General features: G+C 69.8%; 22 protein-coding genes. 17 read left to right on the top strand and 5 right to left on the bottom strand.

Annotation, left to right across the window (positions count from 1 at the left end; all coding sequences use genetic code 11):
* Window positions 1–107: 107 nt before the first annotated feature.
* The 17 genes from ffh to RF637_RS06370 all read left to right on the top strand — a co-directional run bounded on the left by ffh (window position 108) and on the right by RF637_RS06370 (window position 15,572).
* Window positions 108–1,679, top strand: coding sequence for a signal recognition particle protein (ffh, locus tag RF637_RS06290; protein ID WP_064846133.1), 1,572 nt, complete (start codon window positions 108–110; stop codon window positions 1,677–1,679).
* 6 nt (window positions 1,680–1,685) lie between these two features.
* Window positions 1,686–2,180 carry an NUDIX domain-containing protein gene (locus tag RF637_RS06295; RefSeq protein WP_368844410.1) on the top strand — a complete coding sequence of 165 codons (495 nt, stop codon included), beginning with the start codon at window positions 1,686–1,688 and terminating at the stop codon, window positions 2,178–2,180.
* A complete protein-coding gene (locus tag RF637_RS06300; RefSeq protein ID WP_368844411.1) occupies window positions 2,177–3,151 on the top strand; it encodes a hypothetical protein in 975 nt (324 codons plus the stop codon). The genes RF637_RS06295 and RF637_RS06300 overlap by 4 nt, the downstream gene beginning before the upstream one ends.
* Window positions 3,152–3,328: 177 nt before the next feature.
* Window positions 3,329–3,757 carry a 30S ribosomal protein S16 gene (rpsP, locus tag RF637_RS06305; RefSeq protein WP_064846130.1) on the top strand — a complete coding sequence of 143 codons (429 nt, stop codon included), beginning with the start codon at window positions 3,329–3,331 and terminating at the stop codon, window positions 3,755–3,757.
* A gap of 2 nt (window positions 3,758–3,759) precedes the next feature.
* Window positions 3,760–4,002, top strand: a complete 243-nt coding sequence (locus RF637_RS06310) for an RNA-binding protein (RefSeq protein WP_035964545.1) — start codon at window positions 3,760–3,762, stop codon at window positions 4,000–4,002.
* A gap of 124 nt (window positions 4,003–4,126) precedes the next feature.
* Entirely contained in the window at window positions 4,127–4,702 is a 576-nt protein-coding gene (rimM, locus tag RF637_RS06315) for a ribosome maturation factor RimM (RefSeq protein ID WP_368844412.1), read from the top strand.
* A gap of 3 nt (window positions 4,703–4,705) precedes the next feature.
* Window positions 4,706–5,656 carry a tRNA (guanosine(37)-N1)-methyltransferase TrmD gene (trmD, locus tag RF637_RS06320; protein WP_144930795.1) on the top strand — a complete coding sequence of 317 codons (951 nt, stop codon included), beginning with the start codon at window positions 4,706–4,708 and terminating at the stop codon, window positions 5,654–5,656.
* A gap of 177 nt (window positions 5,657–5,833) precedes the next feature.
* Window positions 5,834–6,196, top strand: a complete 363-nt coding sequence (rplS, locus tag RF637_RS06325) for a 50S ribosomal protein L19 (protein ID WP_064846126.1) — start codon at window positions 5,834–5,836, stop codon at window positions 6,194–6,196.
* Window positions 6,197–6,206: 10 nt separating this feature from the next.
* Window positions 6,207–6,896 (top strand): signal peptidase I, encoded by a 690-nt coding sequence (gene lepB, locus RF637_RS06330; RefSeq protein ID WP_144998190.1) that lies wholly within the window; start codon window positions 6,207–6,209, stop codon window positions 6,894–6,896.
* Between the two features lie 132 nt (window positions 6,897–7,028).
* Complete coding sequence (gene lepB, locus RF637_RS06335) at window positions 7,029–7,844, top strand: signal peptidase I (RefSeq protein ID WP_167318394.1); 816 nt, start codon at window positions 7,029–7,031, stop codon at window positions 7,842–7,844.
* 20 nt (window positions 7,845–7,864) lie between these two features.
* The gene (locus tag RF637_RS06340) at window positions 7,865–8,542 is read left to right on the top strand and encodes a ribonuclease HII (protein WP_368844413.1); all 678 of its coding nucleotides are present in this window, start codon (window positions 7,865–7,867) and stop codon (window positions 8,540–8,542) included.
* A gap of 140 nt (window positions 8,543–8,682) precedes the next feature.
* The gene (locus RF637_RS06345) at window positions 8,683–9,147 is read left to right on the top strand and encodes a YraN family protein (RefSeq protein WP_131332729.1); all 465 of its coding nucleotides are present in this window, start codon (window positions 8,683–8,685) and stop codon (window positions 9,145–9,147) included.
* Window positions 9,148–9,302: 155 nt separating this feature from the next.
* The gene (locus tag RF637_RS06350) at window positions 9,303–10,625 is read left to right on the top strand and encodes a hypothetical protein (RefSeq protein WP_368844414.1); all 1,323 of its coding nucleotides are present in this window, start codon (window positions 9,303–9,305) and stop codon (window positions 10,623–10,625) included.
* Window positions 10,626–10,921: 296 nt separating this feature from the next.
* Window positions 10,922–12,493, top strand: a complete 1,572-nt coding sequence (locus RF637_RS06355; protein WP_167319142.1) for a YifB family Mg chelatase-like AAA ATPase — start codon at window positions 10,922–10,924, stop codon at window positions 12,491–12,493.
* A 164-nt stretch (window positions 12,494–12,657) separates the two neighbouring features.
* Window positions 12,658–13,869, top strand: a complete 1,212-nt coding sequence (gene dprA / locus RF637_RS06360; RefSeq protein ID WP_240919114.1) for a DNA-processing protein DprA — start codon at window positions 12,658–12,660, stop codon at window positions 13,867–13,869.
* Window positions 13,829–14,851, top strand: a complete 1,023-nt coding sequence (locus RF637_RS06365) for a tyrosine recombinase XerC (protein WP_085106279.1) — start codon at window positions 13,829–13,831, stop codon at window positions 14,849–14,851. The genes dprA and RF637_RS06365 overlap by 41 nt, the downstream gene beginning before the upstream one ends.
* Window positions 14,852–15,068: 217 nt before the next feature.
* Entirely contained in the window at window positions 15,069–15,572 is a 504-nt protein-coding gene (locus RF637_RS06370; RefSeq protein ID WP_085106278.1) for a DUF3145 domain-containing protein, read from the top strand.
* A gap of 244 nt (window positions 15,573–15,816) precedes the next feature.
* Here the strand turns inward: RF637_RS06370 and RF637_RS06375 are convergent, their stop codons facing one another.
* From RF637_RS06375 to RF637_RS06395, 5 genes are all read right to left on the bottom strand, one after another.
* The gene (locus tag RF637_RS06375) at window positions 15,817–17,079 is read right to left on the bottom strand and encodes a beta-ketoacyl synthase (protein ID WP_064846119.1); all 1,263 of its coding nucleotides are present in this window, start codon (window positions 17,077–17,079) and stop codon (window positions 15,817–15,819) included.
* 122 nt (window positions 17,080–17,201) lie between these two features.
* Window positions 17,202–17,447, bottom strand: coding sequence for an acyl carrier protein (locus RF637_RS06380; protein WP_035964527.1), 246 nt, complete (start codon window positions 17,445–17,447; stop codon window positions 17,202–17,204).
* Window positions 17,448–17,595: 148 nt separating this feature from the next.
* Complete coding sequence (locus RF637_RS06385) at window positions 17,596–18,663, bottom strand: beta-ketoacyl-ACP synthase III (protein WP_064846118.1); 1,068 nt, start codon at window positions 18,661–18,663, stop codon at window positions 17,596–17,598.
* 60 nt (window positions 18,664–18,723) lie between these two features.
* Entirely contained in the window at window positions 18,724–19,635 is a 912-nt protein-coding gene (locus RF637_RS06390) for an ACP S-malonyltransferase (RefSeq protein WP_144930805.1), read from the bottom strand.
* A gap of 91 nt (window positions 19,636–19,726) precedes the next feature.
* Complete coding sequence (locus tag RF637_RS06395; protein WP_064846116.1) at window positions 19,727–20,962, bottom strand: CdaR family transcriptional regulator; 1,236 nt, start codon at window positions 20,960–20,962, stop codon at window positions 19,727–19,729.
* Between the last annotated feature and the right edge of the window lie 320 nt (window positions 20,963–21,282).

Consider the following 21,282-nt stretch of genomic DNA (forward strand, 5'->3'; position numbering starts at 1 on the left):
GCGCGACGTCGTCGGCACAGGCCCCGTCCGGACGACCGGGCGGGGCTTCGCTTGCTAACCTGGGACACTGAATTCATCCGTTGTCAGACGAAAGCAGCGACCACCCCGTGTTCAATTCACTGTCCGACCGGCTCACAGCGACCTTCAAGAACCTGCGCGGCAAGGGCCGGCTCTCGGAGGCCGATGTCGATGCCACCGTCCGGGAGATCCGCCGGGCCCTGCTCGAGGCGGACGTGGCCGTGCCCGTGGTCCGGGAGTTCACGGCGATCGTCAAGGAGCGCGCGCTCGGCGCGGAGGTCTCGGAGGCGCTGAACCCCGGCCAGCAGGTCGTGAAGATCGTCAACGAGGAGCTGCAGAACGTCCTCGGCGGCGAGACCCGGCGGATCAACCTCGCCAAGACCGGGCCCACGGTGATCATGCTCGCGGGCCTGCAGGGTGCGGGCAAAACCACCCTGGCCGGCAAGCTTGGCAAGTGGCTCACGGACCAGGGCCACAAGCCCGTGCTCGTGGCCTCCGACCTCCAGCGCCCCAATGCCGTCACCCAGCTGCAGGTCGTGGGTCAGCGCGCCGGGGTACCCGTGTTCGCCCCCGAGCCCGGCGCCACCTCGGAGTTCGACGACCCCACGGGGGATCCCGTGAAGGTGGCCCGCGACGGCGTCGACTTCGCCCGCTCCAAGCTCTACGACGTCGTGATCGTCGACACCGCCGGACGCCTGGGCATCGACCAGGCGCTGATGAACCAGGCGCGCGACATCCGCGACGCCGTGGACCCGGACGAGGTCCTGTTCGTCATCGACGCAATGATCGGCCAGGACGCCGTGAACACCGCCAAGGCGTTCGACGAGGGCGTGGATTTCACCGGCGTGGTGCTCTCCAAGCTTGACGGCGACGCCCGCGGCGGCGCGGCCCTGTCCGTCCGTGCGGTGACCGGCAAGCCCATCATGTTCGCGTCCACGGGCGAGGGTGTGCGGGACTTCGAGCAGTTCCACCCGGACCGGATGGCCTCGCGCATCCTGGACATGGGTGACGTCCTCACGCTCATCGAGCAGGCCGAGCGACAGTGGGACAAGACCGAGGCCGAGCGGATGGCCAAGAAGTTCACCGATCAGGAGGACTTCACCTTCGAGGACTTCCTCGCGCAGATGCAGCAGCTGCGCAAGATGGGGTCCATGAAGAAGATGCTCGCCATGATGCCCGGCGCCGCCGGGATGCGCGAGCAGCTCGAGAACTTCGACGAGCGGGAGATCGACCGCGTGGAGGCCATCGTGCGCTCCATGACCCCGCACGAACGCGTGGCCCCCAAGATCATCAACGGCTCGCGCCGTGCGCGCATCGCGAAGGGTTCCGGCGTCTCGGTCTCCGAGGTCAACCAGCTCATGGAGCGCTTCGCCCAGGCGCAGAAGATGATGAAGCGCCTGGCCCAGGGCAAGGGCGTGCCCGGGATGCCCGGCGGCATCCCCGGGATGGGCGGCGCCGGCGGGGGTGCTGCCAAGAAGGGCAAGTCCAAGAAGAAGAGCTCGCGCTCCGGCAACCCCGCCAAGCGCGCGCAGGAGAACGCGGCCCTCGCCTCCGGTCAGAAGCCGGCGGCGCCGGGCAGCGCGTTCGGTGCCCAGGGCAAGGACCTGGACGCCGAGTCGCTGAACCTGCCCAAGGGCTTCGAGAAATTCCTCGGAAAGTAGGCGGTCATGGGTTCATACCTCCCCGACGACGAACTGCGCAGCTTCATCGCGTCGCTGCCCACCCGGCGGCTCGCGTCCGCCGCGATCATCCGGGACGAGAACGGTCGCGTGCTCACGGTCGAACCCAATTACAAGGACGACTGGACCCTGCCCGGCGGCACCGTGGAGGCGGGGGAGGATCCCCGCACCGGGTGCTTCCGCGAAGTGGTGGAGGAGGTCGGCCTGCATCTCGAGGGCGGGCGGCTGCTCGCGGTGAGCCACGGCGTGGGCATGGGCATGTGGGGGGACTCCGTGTCCTTCCTCTACGACGGCGGGCAAATCCCCTCCGACACCCCCATCACGGTGCAGGAGGAGGAACTGCTCTCGTACCGGTGGGTGGCCCCCGAGGAGCTCGAGACCGTGCTGAGCTCCGGCCTGGCGCAGCACATCCGCGCGGCTCTGGAGGCCTTGCGCTCCGGGACCGTGGTCGAACGCGTCATGGACGGCGGCCGGCGCGCATGAGTGCCGCGCCGCGCACCGCGCTGATCGTGCACGCGGACGCCCCGCAGTTGTCGTTCATCGCCACCGCTCTGGGGACCAGGTTCACGGCGCTCGCGCGCAACGGCTGGTCAGTCGTGCTGGTCCCGGACGAGTTGGACCCCGGGGCCCTCGCTGCGGCCGCGGACCCTGGCGCGATGGCGGTCCTGATCTCCTCGGACGGGGAGAGCCGCAGCCTGCGGATCTACCCACCCGTGAACTCGTTGAACGCTCGTGAGTCGTGGAGTGCCCAGTTCGCGCGGATCGCGGACGATTCCACGCTGCGCTGGGAACCCGCGGAGTCCGCGACCGACCTCGCCCTCGAAGCGCTCCGGGGGCAGGCGAGCCCGGTGCCCACGGCCCAGCCCGCGCGTGACGCGCAGGACACGAACGGCGCTCTGGATTTCAGCGGTGCCCCCGATACCGCCAGCGCCGCGGGCGCGGACGACGCCGCGTCGTCGCCCGCCGAGGCCCGCATGCTGACCACGGTGGAGTTCATCGCGTCCCTGACCGAGCTGGACGCCGCCGCCACGGCCCGGCTCGAGAACTACGCGCGTACGCCCAGCTCGGGGCTGCTACTGGAATCCGTCCTGCAGCTGCTCGGCCTACCCACCGTGGCCGCGAAGCTCGTGGAGTCCCAGCGCGAGCTGCACGAGGTCGACGGTGTCTCGGACTTCGAGCCCCGGCCCCTGGGTCTGTCCATGCTGGCCGCCGCGAGCGTGGAGCCCAGCGGCGGGGACGTGCTGTCCCGGATCCAGCGGGCCTACGTGCGCAGGCCGGGACTGCTGCTCGCGATCGGGGGAGCGGAGATCGCCCTCGGCGCAGGGCTCGCGGGTCTCGCAGCCCGCGGGGGACGCCGTGCCGCCGTGCTCGGTTCGGCGTCGGCGGCGCTGTTCACGGACGCCGCCCTCCAAGCCGCCCTGTGGGCCTCGGTGCGCGCACGCAAGAACCGCTGACGCGTTCGCCCCGACCGCCCTCGGTTTGACACGTATGGCACAATGGTCGGGTACTCGACCCGTGCGGACCCTCTCACCGCGCGTGCTGTCGCGTCCACAGGAAATCCACTCACGGCCCGCCCCACGGGCAGGTGTGTGCGATGTCCGATTCCATTCGAAACAGGAGTAACCACACAAGTGGCAGTCAAGATTCGTCTCAAGCGTATGGGCAAGATGCGTGACCCTCGTTACCGCGTGGTCGTCGTGGATTCCCGCAAGAAGCGCGACGGTCGCGTGATCGAAGAGGTCGGTGTGTACCAGCCCACCGAGCACCCCTCGTACATCAACCTGGTGTCGGATCGCGTGCAGTACTGGCTCGGTGTGGGTGCGCAGCCCTCCGAGGCCGTGCTGTCCCTCATGAAGATCACCGGTGACTGGCAGAAGTTCAAGGGTGAGCCGGGCGCCGAGGGCACCCTCAAGCAGCCCGAGGCCAAGGCCGAGTTCGTGGCCCCGGACAACGGTTCCGTGATCATCCCCGAGGCCATCACCGCCAAGGCCGACAAGGCCGAGGAAGCTCCCGCCGAGGAGACCGCGGCCACGGAGGACGACGCCGAGAAGGCAGAGTGAGCATGCTCGCCGAAGCGCTCGAGCACCTGGTCCGTGGCATCGTGGACAGCCCCGACGACGTGTCGGTGCGCTCCCGCGACGGCCGGCGCGGTCAGACGCTCGAGGTGCGAGTGCACCCGGACGATCTGGGTCGCGTGATCGGGCGATCGGGACGCACGGCCAAGGCCCTGCGCACCGTGGTCTCGGCACTGGCTTCCGGCGAGAACGTTCGCGTGGACGTGGTCGACACCGACCGGCGTCGCTGACGCGAACACACGAGACACACGTATCACGGCCCCCGTTCCTCGCACCGAGGAGCGGGGGCCGTGGTCGTTGCCCGCGCGGTAGCGTGTGGGCCCCACACAGCACGAGTCGCCACGAGGAGATGCCATGAGCGTTCGGGTAGCCCGGATCGGTAAACCGCACGGGGTGCGGGGAGAAGTCACGGTGGAGTTGTTCACGGACGACCCGCGGGCGCGGTTCGCCCCGGGCTCCGTGCTCGAGGTGCAGCCCGCCCGTGAACGGGGCAGGGGCGAGGGCAATGCACCGGCCGGGGCCGGCTCCCCGCAGCTCAAACACGTGACCGTGAGCGGTTCCCGGTGGAACAAGAACGTGCTGGTGGCGCGTTTCGAGGAGATCGAGGACCGCACCGCGGCGGAGGCCGCGCGGGGTCTCGAACTGTTTGCGGAGGCCGCGGACCTCGAGCTCGACGACGACGAGTGGCACCAGGACGACCTGCTGGGTCTCACGGCGGTGGACATCACACGGGACGACGCCCGGATCGGGACGGTCAAGGCGCTGATCCAGGGTGTCGCCCAGGACCTGTTGGAGATCACCCCGGACGGCGGCGGGCGGCCCGTGCTCATCCCGTTCGTGGAAGAAATCGTCCCCGAGGTGGACCTGGACGCGGGCGTCGTGCTGGTGAGCCCGCCCCCGGGCCTGCTCGAGCTCGCGGAAGCGGAGTGAACCGTGCGTATCGACGTGCTGAGCATCTTCCCCGAGTACCTGCAGCCCCTCAACCTGTCACTGATCGGTAAGGCCGTCACGGACGGGGTCCTCCACCTCGCGGTCACCGATCCCCGCGACTTCACCACCGACCGGCACCGCACCGTGGACGACACCCCCTACGGCGGGGGCGCGGGCATGGTCATGAAGCCCGAGCCATGGACGCTCGCCCTCGAGTCGGTGGTGCGCGCAGGGGGCGACGCCGCGGCGTCGTCGTCCGCTCGGACCGCACCGGAGGCCCCGGAGACCGCGGTACCGGCTGTCGTGACGAACCCTGCGCAGACCACAGAGCCGGGTGCCGCAACGTCGTCCTTGACCGTCGGGAAACACTCCGCGGCACCCGTGCTCGTGGTCCCGTCCCCGGCGGGGGAGGTGTTCACGCAGCGGATCGCGTACGAACTGGCAGCGGAGGAACACCTGATCTTCGCGTGCGGGCGCTACGAGGGGATCGACGAGCGCTTCATCGACAACGCTCGGACCGAGGTGCGGGTGCGCCCCCTGAGTCTGGGCGACTACGTGCTCAACGGGGGAGAGGTCGCCGTGCTCGCCATGGTCGAGGCCGTGACGCGGTTGATCCCCGGCGTGATCGGCAATCCGGAATCACTGGCCGAGGAGTCCCACACGGGCGGGCTGCTCGAGTACCCCGTGTACACGAAACCCGCGGTGTGGCGGGAGCGGGCCGTGCCCGAGATCCTGCTGTCCGGTCACCACGGGCGGATCGAACGGTGGCGGCGGGACCAGCAACTCTCACGCACCGCGCAGCGCCGCCCGGACATGATCCTGGCCCTGGACCCCGCACAGCTGGACAGGGCGGACCTCGCGGTGCTCGCCGAGACCGGCTTCCACGTGACGGGTGGATCGTGGCGCCGTGACGGCGGGCACGCGGCCGCGGAAGGCACGCCGGATATGGCATAATAGAGCGCTGTGTGTGCGTCGGGCACGCCCCTGCCGCAGGGGGGAGAGCGACCAACGACGCACCACCCGGCACGACCATCCCAAGTTTCGTCCCGGATCCTGGAGCGATGCCACCCCGCGCGGGGTGACACGCGGACCACACGTGGGAGACCTGCGGCGATCACGAGGAGTTATGTCATGAACATTCTTGACCAGCTTGATGCCAAGTCGCTGCGCAACGACGTCCCGGACTTCCGTGCCGGTGACACCCTCAACGTGCACGTGAACATCGTGGAAGGCAACCGCTCCCGTGTTCAGGTGTTCAAGGGCTTCGTCGTGGGCCGTCAGGGCTCCGGCGTGCGCGAAACCTTCACCGTGCGCAAGGTCAGCTTCGGTGTGGGCGTGGAGCGTACCTTCCCGGTGCACTCCCCGATCATCGAGAAAATCGAGCTCGTGAGCCGCGGCGACGTGCGCCGTGCCAAGTTGTACTACATGCGCGATCGTCACGGTAAGGCTGCTCGCATCCGCGAGAAGCGCGACTCGAGCGCATCGAGCAAGTAAGACACACCGGGTGCCGCAGCACACGGAACACGCGGAGGGCCCGGCATCTGCCGGGTCCTCCGCCGTGAAACGGCCCGTTTCCACGCGCCGGTGGTGGTTGTGGGTCGTGGCCATCGCCCTGCTCACGGCCTTCGTCCTGGCCTCGGTCGTGCGCGGTTTCGTGGCGGACGTCTACTGGGTCGGTTCCGATTCCATGGAGCCCACGCTCCAGGGCGGGGACCGGGTGCTGGTGGACAAACTCGTCTCGGGGAACGACGTCGCTCGGGGCGAGCTGGTGGTCTTCGATGGCCGCGGTTCCCTGGACCCGCTGCACTCAACGGACCCGTGGCACCAGCAGGTCGCCCACACCCTGGGCCGCTGGCTGGGCGTCACCGGTTCAGACACCGCGTACGTCAAGCGGGTCATCGGGGTCGCAGGGGACACAGTGTCCTGCTGCACCGCGGACGGACTGGTCACCGTCAACGGCCGGCCACAACACGAGGACTACGTCTTCCGCGGGGACGAGCCGTCCCGGATCCCGTTCACGGTGCACGTGCCCGAAGGACGGGTGTGGCTCATGGGTGACCACCGCAGCGTGTCCGTGGACTCCCGATCGCTGCTGGGCTCGCCGGGCGGCGGCCTGATCCGCACCGAACGCATCGTGGGCACCGCCGAGCGTGTCGTGTGGCCCCCGGAGCGTGCCCGTACACTGCGGGAGTGACGGTCTCGGTGCTCCGCCCCGCCCCGCGCACCCCCGCGCGGACGGCATCCCAGGCGCGAGCGACGTCGCCAGGCAAACTCCCGCGCGCGAACACGCAACCGTGTCCGTGGGACCCGAGAAGAGGAATGCGTAGTGGCTGAGCAGCATGGATCAGGTGTCGAGGGCGTTCCCGGACCGGGTGAGCCCGCACCGCAGCGCGACCCCGGCGGCGCGGCGGCACCCCGGGACGCGCGGGCGAGCGAATCCGGCGCACGGCGCCGCGGCCGCCGGGAGGCCAAGGAGCCCACGACCGGGTGGGGCGCGGTCAAGGAGATCCTGATCGTGGTGGCCCTCGCGCTCCTCATCGCGTTCCTGGTCAAGACCTTCCTGATCCGCGGCTTCTTCATCCCCTCCGGGTCCATGGAACAGACCCTGGAACTCAACGACCGGATCTTCGTCAACGTACTGGACGGCCGCACGGGCAACATCGACCGCGGCGACATCGTGGTCTTCGAGGACACCCAGGGTTGGCTGCCCGAGGCGCCCCGGACCGCGGCCAACCCCGTGCGCGGCGCGCTCGAGTTCGTGGGCCTGCTCCCCGACAACAGCCAGCAGGCCCTAGTCAAGCGCGTGATCGGCGTGGGCGGGGACCACGTGACGTGCTGCGACGCGTCCGGGCGGGTCACGGTCAACGGCGAGGCGCTCGATGAGCCCTACTTGTACCCCGGGGCAGCGCCGTCCGACATCCCGTTCGACGTCACCGTGCCCGACGGCAAGCTGTTCGTGCTGGGTGACCACCGCAACGCCTCCGCCGATTCGCGCTACCACATCGCCACCGGCACCGGGTTCGTGAGCGAGGACGACGTCGTGGGCACCGCGTTCGTGATCGCGTGGCCGCTCGATCGCTTCCAGTTCCAGCACAACCCCGTCGAGGTGTTCCAGGACGTCCCCGCGGCCGGCGGGCAGTGAGCTCCGCGACGCCGCCCACCGTGCCCACGCTCGAACTGGAAACGGAACTCGCGCGCGCCGGGCACCGCTTCGTGGCCGGAATGGACGAGGTGGGCCGGGGAGCCCTCGCGGGTCCCGCGAGCGTGGGCCTCGCGGTCCTGGACCTCGAACGGATGGCCGGGGGAGCGCCGTCTGACCCGCCGCCGTGGCACGGCGTGCGTGACTCCAAGGCCCTGAGTCCAGCGCGGCGTGCGGCCCTCGCGGGCACGATCGCGGCATGGGCCGTGGGCACCGCGGTGGGGCACGCGCAACCGCGCGAGATCGACCAGTTCGGTGTCACCGCCGCGCTGCGCTTGGCCGGGCTCCGGGCACTGGCTACCGTGGCCGCACACGGCACGCGCGTCGATGCCTTGATCCTGGACGGTTCCCACAACTGGCTGGACGCACCCCCGGTGCTGGGGCAGGACGCCGACGACACCGCGTTGCCGCCGGTCGTGCGCACATTCGTCCGGGCCGATGCGCACTGTGTCAGCGTGGCGGCCGCGTCGATCCTGGCGAAAGTGGAGCGCGACGAACTCATGGTCTCGCTCGGCCGCGAGTTCCCCGCGTACGCGTGGGAGTCCAACAAGGGCTACGGCAGTGCTGTGCATCGCGCGGCGCTGCTCGAACACGGCACCACGCCGCAGCACCGGCTCAGCTGGAACCTGGGCGCGCGGTAGTCCGCTGCTCACCCGCCTTCCTTCGCAGGTGAGGTGGGGGCCTGGTACTCGAGGGCCCATAGCGCGTCCTGGGCGGATCCGCCCTGCACAGGCGCGCCCCGGCCATGGCCAGGAGTGTCGTCGCGCATCACAGTGGGTCCATGACGACTTCCACATCTGCCCATGTGCCACGCAATTCCGGTCGCCCGGGCGCCGCTCCGCCCGACACCGCCCCGCCCGACGCCCAGGTCGCGGCCCATGTGAGCGTGGGGAGGGCGGGGGAGGAACTGATCGCGGACCTGTTGCAGCGTTCGGGCTGGCGGATCCTGGACCGGAACTGGCGCCCCGCCGTTGGGCCCGGGGCACCCCGCGGTGAGCTGGACGTCGTCGCCGAGCGACAGGGAACCGTGACCGTGTTCGAGGTCAAGACGCGCTCGGGCGGGGACTTCGGACATCCTGCGGAGGCCGTGGGGTGGGAGAAGCTGCGGCGACTGCACGTCCTCGCGCGCGCCTGGGCCAGGGAACACAGGGCTGTCGCGATCCCCGGCGTGGACGTCGTGGCGGTCCACTGGCCCCGCGGCGGTACCCCGCGCGTGGAACACATGGGCTCCCTCGGCTGGTTGTGAGGCATCCGCGCGATCCGTGCCACGGGGCCCGTTCGCCGCCGGCCTCCACCGGGGAGTCACACTCCGGGTCGTCACCGAGAGCATTATGAATTTCCCCCTCCCCGTGCCACGGTATTTTGTGGGATGAGTACAAAGGGTCGGCGATCGGGGGACGCATGAAGAGTCCGGCGTGGCTTCCTTACGTGTTGTCGGCCACGGCATTGGCCGCGGCCGCCTCGCTGATGCTCGTCTCGTGCGCGGGCGAGGAGCCGCCCGCCGGATCCGACGCCTCCGCGTGTGCCACCTCAGCCGCGGGTGACCGGGGTCTGCATGCCGGGATCTTCCGGGCGCACCTCCCCAACGGGGCGTCCGTGCGCATCACGCTCCCCGCGCGGGAGATCCCCGATCCTGAACTCGACGAACTGCGCAAGGATGCCCGCGTCAAACGCGCGACGTACGCCACCGTGGAAATCGACAACGAACGGGGAGATTCCCCCGTGTCGGTGAGTCGCATGATCCTCAAGGCCTCCGACGGCGGGTCCTACCAACTGGAGAACGTCTCACGGGCCCTGGACCGGTGGCGGCCCCGGACGTCCGGGGACCAGTACCGCGCCCATGACGGGTCGCCACTGACCGAGCACGAGGCCCGGCACCTCAAGAATCGCATCGAGGAGGCGGACCGGACCGCCGCGGGGGACATCGCCGCGGGCGAGCGCGGTACGAACATCCTCGTGGGGGACATCTCCCGTGTTCCGGAGAGCTTCGAGAGCCTCGAGCTGATCCCCTCCATCGGTAACCGGGAAGTCACCCCCGTGCGTGCCCAGCCCGAGGACACCGATGACACCCCGAGCGGCGACGGGCCCGCGGGCGGCGGACGATCGGGCAGCGGGAACGGATCGGACGGCGCCGGGGAGAGTGCGAGCCCCGATGCCCCCGCGGAATCGGCTGCTCCCGGTCTCCCCGCTCCGGACGTCCCCGAACCCTCGGCATCGCCCACCGCGGACACCCCTCAGGTGCCCGGGGATCCGGGTGCACCCGCGGTTCCGGACCCCGGGGCGCCCGTTCTCCCGGATCCGGGAGGGATCCCGCCGGTGAATCCCGATCCGGGCGGTCCCGTGCCTCCGAGCCCGGCGCCCACGATCCCGATCCCGCCGGTACCCGCGCCCGACACCTCCGTCTCGCCCCACCCGGCGGTGACCGATCCCATCGTCTCGGTGCCCACGGTGTCAGCACCGGTGATCCCGGACCCCGTGGACCCGGATCCGGGGATTCCGGGCCCGGGATCCCTGGAGCCCGCAGCCCCGGCGGAGTCGCAGGACCTACAGCTCGGTCCCATGAACCTGGAACTGCGGGCCGGAGCCCCGGTCACGGAGCTACCCGACAGCGCCGTCTCCGTGGTGCCGGTGTCGGTTCCCACTGACGTGCTGCCCGTCGAGGACACGGACCCGGCAATTGCCGTCCCCGTGCCCCTGGAGGACCCCGCGCCCGCTGCTCTCTAGTGGGCCGTTCGTTGGGATTCGCCCCGGTACACGGTTCTGTTCAGGGGCGCCTCGCGAAGTAGTCTGCTGCGCCCGGCCGGGTCACGGGTCCGCCGTGCCGGCGCTGTGAGGGGCCTCCGCGGGTGATCGTGTTCCACCGGGTCTCTCGGGTCGTGCCTCGCCCGTCTGGCCAGTTCATGTCCGCATTCGGGCCGCGGCATCTGGGCTGCACACTGCTGGGCTGTGCTAGGGCCCGGCGGCCCGGGCGGGAACGCTGGACCCATGATTCGAGATTCGGTGACGTGCAGCGCCAACCCATGGTCCGGACGTGGCTCGTGAACGGGTTCGCGCGCAGCCGCAGTGTGGCGCTGGTCGGGTTGGCGGGGCACCTGGTGGAGGTTGAGGCGGACATCGGCCAATCACTGCCGGCGTTCACGATTATCGGCCTGCCCGATCAAGCGGTGAACGAGTCCAAGGAGCGGATCCGTTCGGCCGCGCGCCATGCCGGGGCCGCCCTCGCACCGCGCAAGATCACGGTGAACCTCTCCCCGGCCACGCTCCCCAAGCGGGGGTCGCACTTCGACGTCGCGGTCGTGATGGCGGTGCTCAGCGCCCAGGGTGTGGTGCGGGTGCCGCCGGACACGGTGTTCTACGCCGAGCTCGGTCTGGACGGTTCCCTGCGTCCGGTGCGCGGTGTCCTGCCCGCCGTGTTGGCAGCGGTGCGGGCGGGGTATCCCCGAGTGGTCGTCGCCGAAGCCAATCGGGCGGAGGCCGAGCTGGTGGCCGGCGCGGACGTGAGTTCCGCCGCCCACCTGTCGCAGCTGCTCGTCGCCCACGGAGCGGATCCTACGTTGCTGGCCCGTGCGACGTCGTCACGGGCCGAAAGCGCGCCGGAGGGCGGGAACCCGCAGGAGCCGGAGGGAACGGCCGTGCCAGACCTGCGGGACGTGGTGGGGCAGGTCGAAGGGCGTCAAGCGCTCGAGATCGCCGCCGCCGGTGGACATCATCTCCTGATGGTGGGTCCACCGGGAGCGGGCAAGACGATGCTCGCGGAACGGTTGCCGGGGATCCTGCCGGACCTCGCGGACGATGACTCCCTGGAGGTCACGTCCGTGCATTCGCTGCGAGGCGACGACGTGTGTTCGTCCCTCATACGGCGGCCCCCGTTCCAGGCCCCACACCACAGCATCACCATGCCCGCGCTGTGTGGCGGAGGCAGCGGGATGCCACGGCCCGGGGCCATTTCCCTGGCGCACCGGGGCGTATTGTTCCTGGACGAGGCCCCTGAGTTCGACCGCCGGGTGCTGGACGCCCTGCGGCAACCGCTCGAATCGGGAACGGTCACGATCGCCCGGGCACAATCCGTGGCCCACTATCCCGCACATTTCCAATTGGTCCTGGCGGCGAATCCGTGTGCGTGCGGCAACGCGGGCGGCACGGACCAGGCATGCACATGCACGGCGGTGCAGCGCCGCAGGTATTTCGGCAAACTGTCTGGGCCCCTGCTCGACCGTGTGGATCTGCAATTGCGGGTCCCCGCTGTGACCTATCACGAGCTCAGCGGGGGCCACGGCCGGACCCCCGAGGACAGCGCAGCCGTCGCGGAGCGGGTTGCGACCGCCCGGGCCGCCCAGGAGGAGCGGCTGCGCCGCTGGGGGTGCCGACTGAACAGCGCGGTTCCGGGTTCACTGTTGCATCGCACCCTGTCACCGGGCACTCGATCCGTGCTACCGCTCAAGGCCGCCATGGACAACAAGACCCTGACGGCCCGTGGATTCGTGAAGGTGTTGCGTGTTGCCTGGACCCTGGCGGATCTGGTCGGGGCCACGGTTCCCAGCCCCGAGCACGTGCAGTTGGCCCTCTACTTCAAGACGACGGTGACGACATGACGGAACACCACCCCGCCGGGTCTGAAAGCTACGAAAGCTCGACAGAGCACCACCCAGCCGGGTCGGACCGCCGCGGCAATATGACGGATCTAGGGGCAACCGCGGGGGACACTGCCGGGGTCGGCACCCCTGGCGATCCATACCACGCCGTCCGGGCGTGCCGCATGCGCTTATCGCGCATCATCGAACCCGGCGACACCGCGGGCTTGATCCTGCTGGCAGCCCTAGGCCCTGAACTGTTGTGGCGCAGCATCGTGGAATTGCAGGCCCCCAGTCCCGCTCTGTGTTCCGTTTATCGCAAGGCCGCCGAGGAGCTGGCGCCGGACTCGTCGGTCCCGAATCTCCTCAAACGGTTCGCGGCCTGGCGCTCGCGGCTGCCCGTCCCGGAACCCCGCGTGGATGCCCGGCACGCCGAACAGATCGGTGCGTGGACACTCATCCCGGAGGATCCGGAGTGGCCCGCGCAGCTCGACGACCTGGGCCTGCAGCGCCCGCTGGTCCTGTGGGGCCGGGGTCATCGCGAGGCGCTGTCCCGGCTGGATCGCAGTGTGGCCGTGGTGGGCGCACGCAACGCGAGCGGTTACGGGGCCGCGGTGACCCGACAGATGGCCCATGAACTGGCCGCTGCCCACTGGTGTGTGGTCTCGGGCGGCGCGTACGGGATCGACGCCGTGGCGCACACGGCCGCCCTTGAAGCAGGCACCGGGGACGGGGCCACGATCGCCGTTCTGGCGTGCGGTGTGGATCGGTTCTACCCGGCGGGCAACGCGGACCTGCTGCATCACATCACGCAGCGTTCAGTGGTGCTGAGTGAGGTCCCCCTGGGCTGTGCTCCCGCGCGCTACCGGTTCCTGCAGCGCAACCGCATCATCGCGGCTCTCACGCGAGCCACGGTGGTCACGGAGGCGGCGTGGCGTTCCGGATCGCTCAACACCGCACGCCACGCAGCGGGGCTCTCGCGGGAGGTCGCCGCGGTCCCGGGGGACGTGCTCGTGGGAGGATCGGCGGGCTGCCATCGCCTCATCCGCGACGATCACGCGGTGCTCGTGAGCAATGCTGCCGAGCTCCTGGAACTCGTGGAGCCCCTGGGCAATGCGGTGGCCCAGGATGCACACCGGGCGGCGAGTACCCGTGACGAGCGCCCCGAGGACGGCCTGGATCCCACGTTGTTGCGCTTGTTCGACGCGCTGCCCCTGCGCACCGACGCGGACCCGTCCCATTTGTGCGCGGTGTCCGGGTTGAGCCCGGGGGAGGTGCTCACGGGTCTCGTAAGGCTCCGTGACGCCGGACTGGCCGCGGACTCGCTGCTCGGATGGCGGCGGGTAGGCTCGCCGCATGGGCGCAGTAAAAGACCGGACGGTCGAACGGGAACCTGAGCACGCGGCGTCGTCGGGCGCGCAGGGGACACCGGCAGCAGGCGCGAAGGATACCCCGCCCGGGCCGCTCGAGGCCTACCTCCCGCAGTTCCGGGCGTATCTGAGCCTTGAGCGGTCCCGCAGCGACCACACCGTGCGCTCCTACGTCAACGACGTCTCGGACCTCTCGCACTGGATGCGGGACCACGGGATCGACGCCATGGACCTGCTGGACCGGGACACCCTGCGCGGCTGGCTCGCCCAGCGCCACCACCGAGGACTCGCCCGCAGTTCCCTGTCCCGGGGGATCGCGGCCGTGCACACGTTCTTCCGCTGGGCCGTGGACACCCAGGGGCTGCGTCACGACCCGGCCGCGGGGTTGCGCGGGCCGCGCCCCGCCAAGCACCTCCCGGACGTCGTGGGCGCCACGGCACTCAACGACATGCTCGACGACCTCGGGGACGTCGCCCTCGGTGGGCACGACGACGCTCACGCGGCAGCGCTCGCGGCGCGCGACTGGGCACTGCTCGAACTGCTCTACGCCACGGGCGCTCGGATCAGCGAGCTCGTGTCCCTCGACGGGTCCCACGTGGACGCCGTGAACCACGTCCTCACGGTCACGGGCAAGGGGAACAAACAACGCCGGGTTCCGTACGGGGAGAGCGCGGGGGAGGCGCTGGCCCTGTGGGGACATCGGCGCGCGGAGCTCGCGGCACCCGAAGCGGGTGACGCCGTCTTCGTCGGGGCCCGCGGTGCCCGGATCGACGCCCGGGTGGCCCGCAGGGTCGTGGCCCGTGCGTTGGAGACCATTCCGGAGACCACCGCCCGTGGGCCGCACAGCCTGCGGCACAGCGCTGCGACCCACTTGCTGGACGGGGGAGCGGACCTGCGCACCGTGCAGGAAGTGCTGGGGCACGCGAGCGTGGCCACCACCCAGATCTACACCCATGTGTCCGTGGAACGGCTCAAACGTGCCTACTCCCAAGCGCATCCGCGAGCTTGACATTTCAGCGCGAGCAGTGATTCGGGTTGACCGGTGAGTAGCCCTGCTGGACAATGAAACGGAATGAGCCACCCCCGCGGCCTCGAATCCGCGAGGGTGTGTACATCCGGTCGCCGAACACCGACCGGATAACTTCATACGGGCGCCGAAACACATAGGCCGGGGCCTCCGAGCAGGACGTTGGGGAAGACGTACCTACACAACGGAGGAACAGGCTATGTCTTCACCCACCACGCGGGGTGTGCTGTACGTGCACTCCGCGCCGCAGGCGCTGTGCCCCCACATCCAGTGGGCTCTGGAATCCGTCTCGCGACAGCGCACGGATCTACAGTGGACACCGCAGAACGCCGAGCCCGGTTGCGTGCGCACCGAACTCGAGTGGTCCGGCCGCGCAGGCACGGGGGCGCTGCTCGCCTCCGCGCTCCGGACCCTGGGGCGGGTGAGGTTCGAGGTGACCGAGAACGCGAGCCGCGGTAACGACGGCTCCCGGTGGTCCTTTACGCCGGATCTGGGGATCTTCCACGCGACCACGGACGTCGCCGGGAACATCTGCGTGAGCGAGGACCGGATCCGGTTCGCGTTCGAGGCCTCCGGTGGGGACCCCTCCGCCGTGGTCGCGGAGCTCTCCCTGGCACTGGGGGAGGCCTGGGACGAGGAGCTGGAACCGTTCCGTCACGCCGCCGAGGGCGCACCCGTGCGGTGGCTGCATCGCGTCGGATGACCCCCGCCAGATAGCCACCCGCCGGTAGACCCGCCGGATGACACGGCTCGCCCCGGAGAGGCGTTACCGATGCGGCGTGACGTGGTGGGTGACCTACCCGGGGACCCCCGATGGGTGCCACCCGTACCTACACGTTTCCGACCTCAGAACTCTCGCTCCGAATCCGTTGCAGAGCACGAACGAACCCCGGTGTCCCACCTCCACAGGGTGGGCCACCGGGGTTCGTCGCTGGGGTGGGCGCCCGCTACAGGGAGCGGAACGCCGCCACCGAGTTGTGCCCGCCGAAACCGAACGAGTTGGAGATCGCGACCATGTCCCCACCGGGGAGATTCCGGGCGGTGGTCACCACGTCCAGATCGATCCGGGGGTCCTGGTTCTCCAGGTTGATGGTGCACGGGGCCTTGCGCTCGGATAGGGCCAGGACGGTGAGCACACCCTCCACGGCTCCGGAACCACCGAGCAGGTGACCCATCATGGACTTGGTCGCGGACACGGCCATGTCGTCCACGGCGGACCCGAATGCGCAGCGCAGTGCGCCGGCCTCGGGGATGTCGCCCACGGGGGTGGAGGTCGCGTGCGCGTTGACGTGCTTGATGTCCGAGGGGGCGATGTCCCCGGACTCCATGGCCTCACGCAGCGCGCGGGCGGGTCCGCCCTCATCCCCGGTGGCGGGAGCGGTGATGTGGTGGGCGTCGGCACTGAGACCCGCACCCGCCAGTTCGGCGTAGATCCGCGCGCCGCGGGCCTTCGCGTGCTCTTCGGACTCGAGCACCACGGCACCGGCTCCCTCACCCATGACGAACCCGTCGCGGTCCACGTCGAACGGGCGGGAGGCGCGCTGCGGATCGTCGTTGCGCCGGGACAGGGCCTGCATGGAGTTGAACGCGGCAATGGTCATGGGGTGGATCGCACTCTCGGCGCCGCCCACGATCACCACGTCCGCCTTGCCCGAGCGGATCAGATTCAGACCCTGGAAGAACGCCTCGGTGCCGGATGCACACGCGGAGACCGGGGTGATCGCGCACGCGCGGGCCTTGAACTCCATGCTCACCGAGGACGCATTGCCGTTGGGCATGAGCATGGGCACGGTCATGGGCTTGACGCGGCGGGGCCCCTTGGCGAGCAGGGTGTCCCACGCATCCAGGAGGGTCCACACACCGCCGATACCGGTACCGAACGCCACGCCCACACGGGTGGGGTCCAACTCGTCGCTCGAGTCGGCGTCGGCGCCGGAGAAACCGGCGTCCGTCCACGCCTCACGAGCCGCTGCCACGGACAGCTGACCGGAGGGGTCCAGACGTTTGGCCTGCACCCGGGACACGGCATCCTCAGACGGCTTGGGGGAGGTGGCGCCGATGCGCACAGGGAGGTCGTACTTCTCCACCCACTCCTGTTCCAGAGCGTGGACACCGGAGACACCCTTGAGGGCGTTCTGCCAGGTCTCCTGGACGTTCTCACCGATGGGAGTGATGGCACCCAGGCCGGTGACGACTACTTTGCGGGACATGTTGTGCACTTCCTCGTGTCCGGGGTCGCAGATGTTCCAGGGCTTGCTCGGTCGGCCGCCTGGTGTGACGTGAGGTGGCGTGCCCCGCTCACGCTGGAGGGCACGCCACCTGACACCCGGGGTCAGTCCTGGGCGTTGTCGATGAAGTTGACGGCGTCCTCGACGGTCTTCAGGTTCTTGACCTCTTCGTCCGGGATGGTGACGTCGAACTTCTCCTCGGCGTTGACCACGATGGTCATCATGGAGATGGAGTCGATGTCCAGATCCTCGGTGAAGGACTTGTCGAGCTGCACGGCGTCGGTCTCGAGGCCGGTCTCTTCGTTCACGATTTCTGCCAGGCCGGCCAGGATTTCGTCTTTGCTCGCCATATCGGCTTCCTTTCCTTACAGTCGCGGTGCGCGACCTTACTGGGTGAGCACGGGGTTCGGGAGAACTACCGTGCGGACCGCCCGAGTGCTCGAACGGTCCGTGGACAAGAGGTGTGCGGTCTAACCCTACGGCACGCCACGGGTGGGATCAGGGCAGCAGCACCACTTGGGCGCCGTACACGAGACCCGCCCCGAAACCGATCTGCAGGGAGGGCTTCCCGGACAGCTCCGGGTGCTCCGCAAGCAAGCGGTGGGTGGCCAGCGGGATGGACGCCGCGGAGGTGTTACCGGCCTCTGCGATGTCCCGGGCGATGATCACGGAGTCGGGCAGCTTGAGCACCTTGGCCATCTGATCGATGATGCGCATGTTCGCCTGATGGGGCACGAATGCTGCGAGGTCCTCGGGCTCGAGCCCGGAGGCCTCGAGGGCTTCCTTGGCCACGCGGGCTCCCTCCCACGAGGCCCACCGGAAGACCGTGGGTCCGTCCTGGCGCAGGGTGGGCCACATGGTGGCGTCCGGGCGCATCTCACCGGTCTCCGGGTCCGCGAGGTCCTTGGCGAAGGTCCGCTCGCCACCCTTCTCGACCGTGCGGATGTCGGTGAGCGGGTGGGTCATACGGATCGCATCCCACTTGGATCCGTCCGAACCCCACACTGACGGGCCGATCCCCGGGACGTCGGACGGGCCGATGACCACGGCGCCGGCGCCGTCGCCGAGCAGGAAGGAGATGGAACGCTCGGTGTTGTCGATGACGTCGGAGAGCTTTTCCACGCCGATCACCAGCACGTTGGTGGAATCCCCGGAGCGCACGAGCGCGTCCGCCTGGGCGATGCCGTAGCAGTAGCCCGCGCACGCCGCGGAGATGTCGTAGGCCGCCGCAGGTGTGGCCCCCAGGCGGTCCGCGAGCTGGGCGGCGAGGGACGGGGTGAGGTACGGGAAGGACACGGTGGACACGATGATGGTGTCCAGCTGCTCACCCGTGAGACCGGCGCTCTCGAGTGCCTCGCGGGCCGAGTGCTCGGCCATCTCCAGGACGGTGACGTCCGCCGGGGCGCGGTGGCGGGTGTGGATGCCCGTGCGCTTGACGATCCACTCGTCGGAGGATTCGATCCACTGACAGACGTCGTCATTGGTCACGATCTCGGACGGGCGGTAGGCGCCGATACCCAGGATGCGTGTGTGGGCGTTGGGGGTGTTCTGTTTGATGGTCGCCACGGGAGGCCGACTCCTTACCTGGTGCAGTTCACGAGTTGTCCGGGTGCGTGCGCACACTTGTCAGCTCAGAATACTCCGCACCGTCTCCAGGTCCTCCGGTGTGTTGACGGCGGTTGCGGGCACGCCCTTGAGCCCGCGCTTGGCCAGACCCACGAGGGTCCCGGCCGGCGGCAGTTCCACGATGTGCTCGACCTGCAGCTCGGCCAGGGTCTCCATGCACGCGTCCCACCGCACCGGGCGGCAGACCTGCTCCACGAGCGAGTCCACGGCCGCTGCACCGCCGTCGACCCGGGCACCATCGAAATTGCTCAGCAGGGGGTGCTTCGGATCGTTCGGGGACAGCTGCGGCACGAGCTCACGCAGCGGCTCCAGCGCGGGCGCCATGTGCTCGGTATGGAACGCGCCGGCGACCTTGAGCTTGATGACCTTTGCCCGCGCCGGAGGGTTCTCCGCGAGGGCGTCGAGCTGCTCGATCGTCCCGGCGGCGACCACCTGGCCACCGCCGTTCGCGTTCGCGGCGGTGGCGCCGACGGCGGCGATGGCCTGAGCGACGTCGTCTGGCTTACCGCCCAGCACCGCGGCCATCCCCGTGGGGGAGACGGCGGCTGCGCGGGCCATTTCCGTGGCGCGCACGCGCACGAACTGCATGGCGTCCGCCTCGCTCAGCACGCCGGACAGCGCGGCGGCGGTGATCTCACCGACGGAGTGCCCCGCGAAGACGACGTCGGAGCGGTCCTCCAAGCTCGGCGCGAGCAGCCGCCCGGCCACGAGACCCGCGGCCACGATGAGGGGCTGGGCCACCGCGGTGTCCTTGATGGTCTCCTCGTCCGCCTGGGTGCCGTAGTGCGTGAGATCTAGCCCGGCGGCGTCGGACAGCTCGCTCAGGTGGTCGGACACTCCGGGAACGGACAACCACTCGGTGAGGAAACCTGGCTTCTGGGACCCCTGACCGGGGCAGACAACTGCAATCACCCGTTCATTCCACCAAGAGTGGACCGCGCCACGGACTGGTCGGTGTCACCAACCTGGGGGACGAGCTTTGTGGGAGGTCTACAAGACCATGTCATGGCTGACTGTTCAGCCGGCCCGCGAGCACGGCGCAGTGCAGCACGAACGCGTCCCGGGGCAGCAGGGGGTCCCACCCGGTGATGTCACTGACGCGGCGCAACCGGTAGCGCACGGTGTTGGCGTGGACGAACAGCTCGCGCGCGGTGGCCTCGAGCGAGTGCCCCACGCACAGGTAGGTGGTGAGGGTGTCCACGAGTCCGGTGGAGGACGCCGAGAGCGGTTCCCACACAGCCTCCACCATGGAGCGCAGCGCGAGCGGGTCCCCGCTGATGGCGCGTTCGGGCCACAGGTCCTCGGAGTAGACGGGATGCGGTGCCTGGGGCCAGGCCGCGGCGGCGCGCAATCCTGCCTGGGCGCGATCCGCCGATTCCTTGACCTCGAACACGGAGGACACCGCGGGCCCGTGGACCACCGGCCCCTCACCGAACACCGCCGCGAGCTTGGTCAGGGAACGCATGCGGTCTCGGAGCCCGCCGAGCACGAGTACGAGCCGGTCGGTCTGGATGGCCACGAGGCATTCCGTGGCATGGCGGCCGGCCGCGCGCCGGATGCGTTCCACACCGGCGGGTCCGGTGGTGGCGGGCGCGGGGCCCACCATGACCGTGACGTCACCCTGGTCGGTCCAGCCGAGCGCGGAGACCCTGGAGCGCATGGAGTCGGAGTGGTCGCCGCGCAGGATCCCGTCCACCACGAGCGATTCCAGCCTCGCATCCCACGAGCCTCGGTTCTCGGCGGCCTTGGCATAGACGTCCGCGGCGGCGAAGGCGACCTCGCGCGAGAAGCGCAGCACGGCCTCGCGCAGCGCCACCTCGTCGTTGTGCTGGGCGAGCTCGGGGACCTTCTCCTCGACCACGTCCACGACGATGCGCAGCACCTGCAGTGCGTTCTGCAGCGTGATGGAGCGGGTCAGTTCCGTGGGGGCCTGCTTGAAGATCTCCGTCAGCACCCACACGGGTTCCTGCGGGTTCTCGTACCACCGCACGAAGGACGCGATACCGCGCTGGGCGAGCAGCCCGAGTTCCGAGCGTTCGTCCGCGCGCAGCTGGGAGAACCACGGCAGGGACGTGCTCAACCGCTGCACTGCCACGGTCGAGACCTGCCCTAGATTGGCCGTGAGGTTGTCCAGCGTCTTGGGGTGCGGTGTGCCCTGTTGCCGACTGCGGAGCGGCCAGGTCACCCGGCGCGTGGAGCGTGCTTTGCGGGCGGCGGAGCCGGAGGTGTCGGAGGGCATGAGTCGAGGGTAGTCCATGCCGTTCGCCCGTCCGGGGGGATGTCCCCGGACGACGACGCCGCACGCCGGGGCGGGTGCCCCGCGTCGAGTTGCAGGCGGGGTGCGCGCGTCCGCGAATACGGGTCAGGGCGAGCCCGCCGTGGGTTCGGTCTTCGAGGTTTAACGCGTTTGCATGGTACGACGGCGCCCCCGCACTGTCCCGTCCGTGTGTGGGTGGGTGGGTGGTGTGGGGGCGTCGTGGTGGTGGGTTGGTGGGTTGGTGGGTTAGGCGTCGCCTCCGGTGTTACCGCTGGTGCCGGCGGCGGGGTTGGTGAGGTCGT

Source organism: Kocuria sp. CPCC 204721 (genome assembly GCF_040980945.1).
In the GTDB taxonomy this organism is placed as follows: domain Bacteria; phylum Actinomycetota; class Actinomycetes; order Actinomycetales; family Micrococcaceae; genus Kocuria; species Kocuria marina.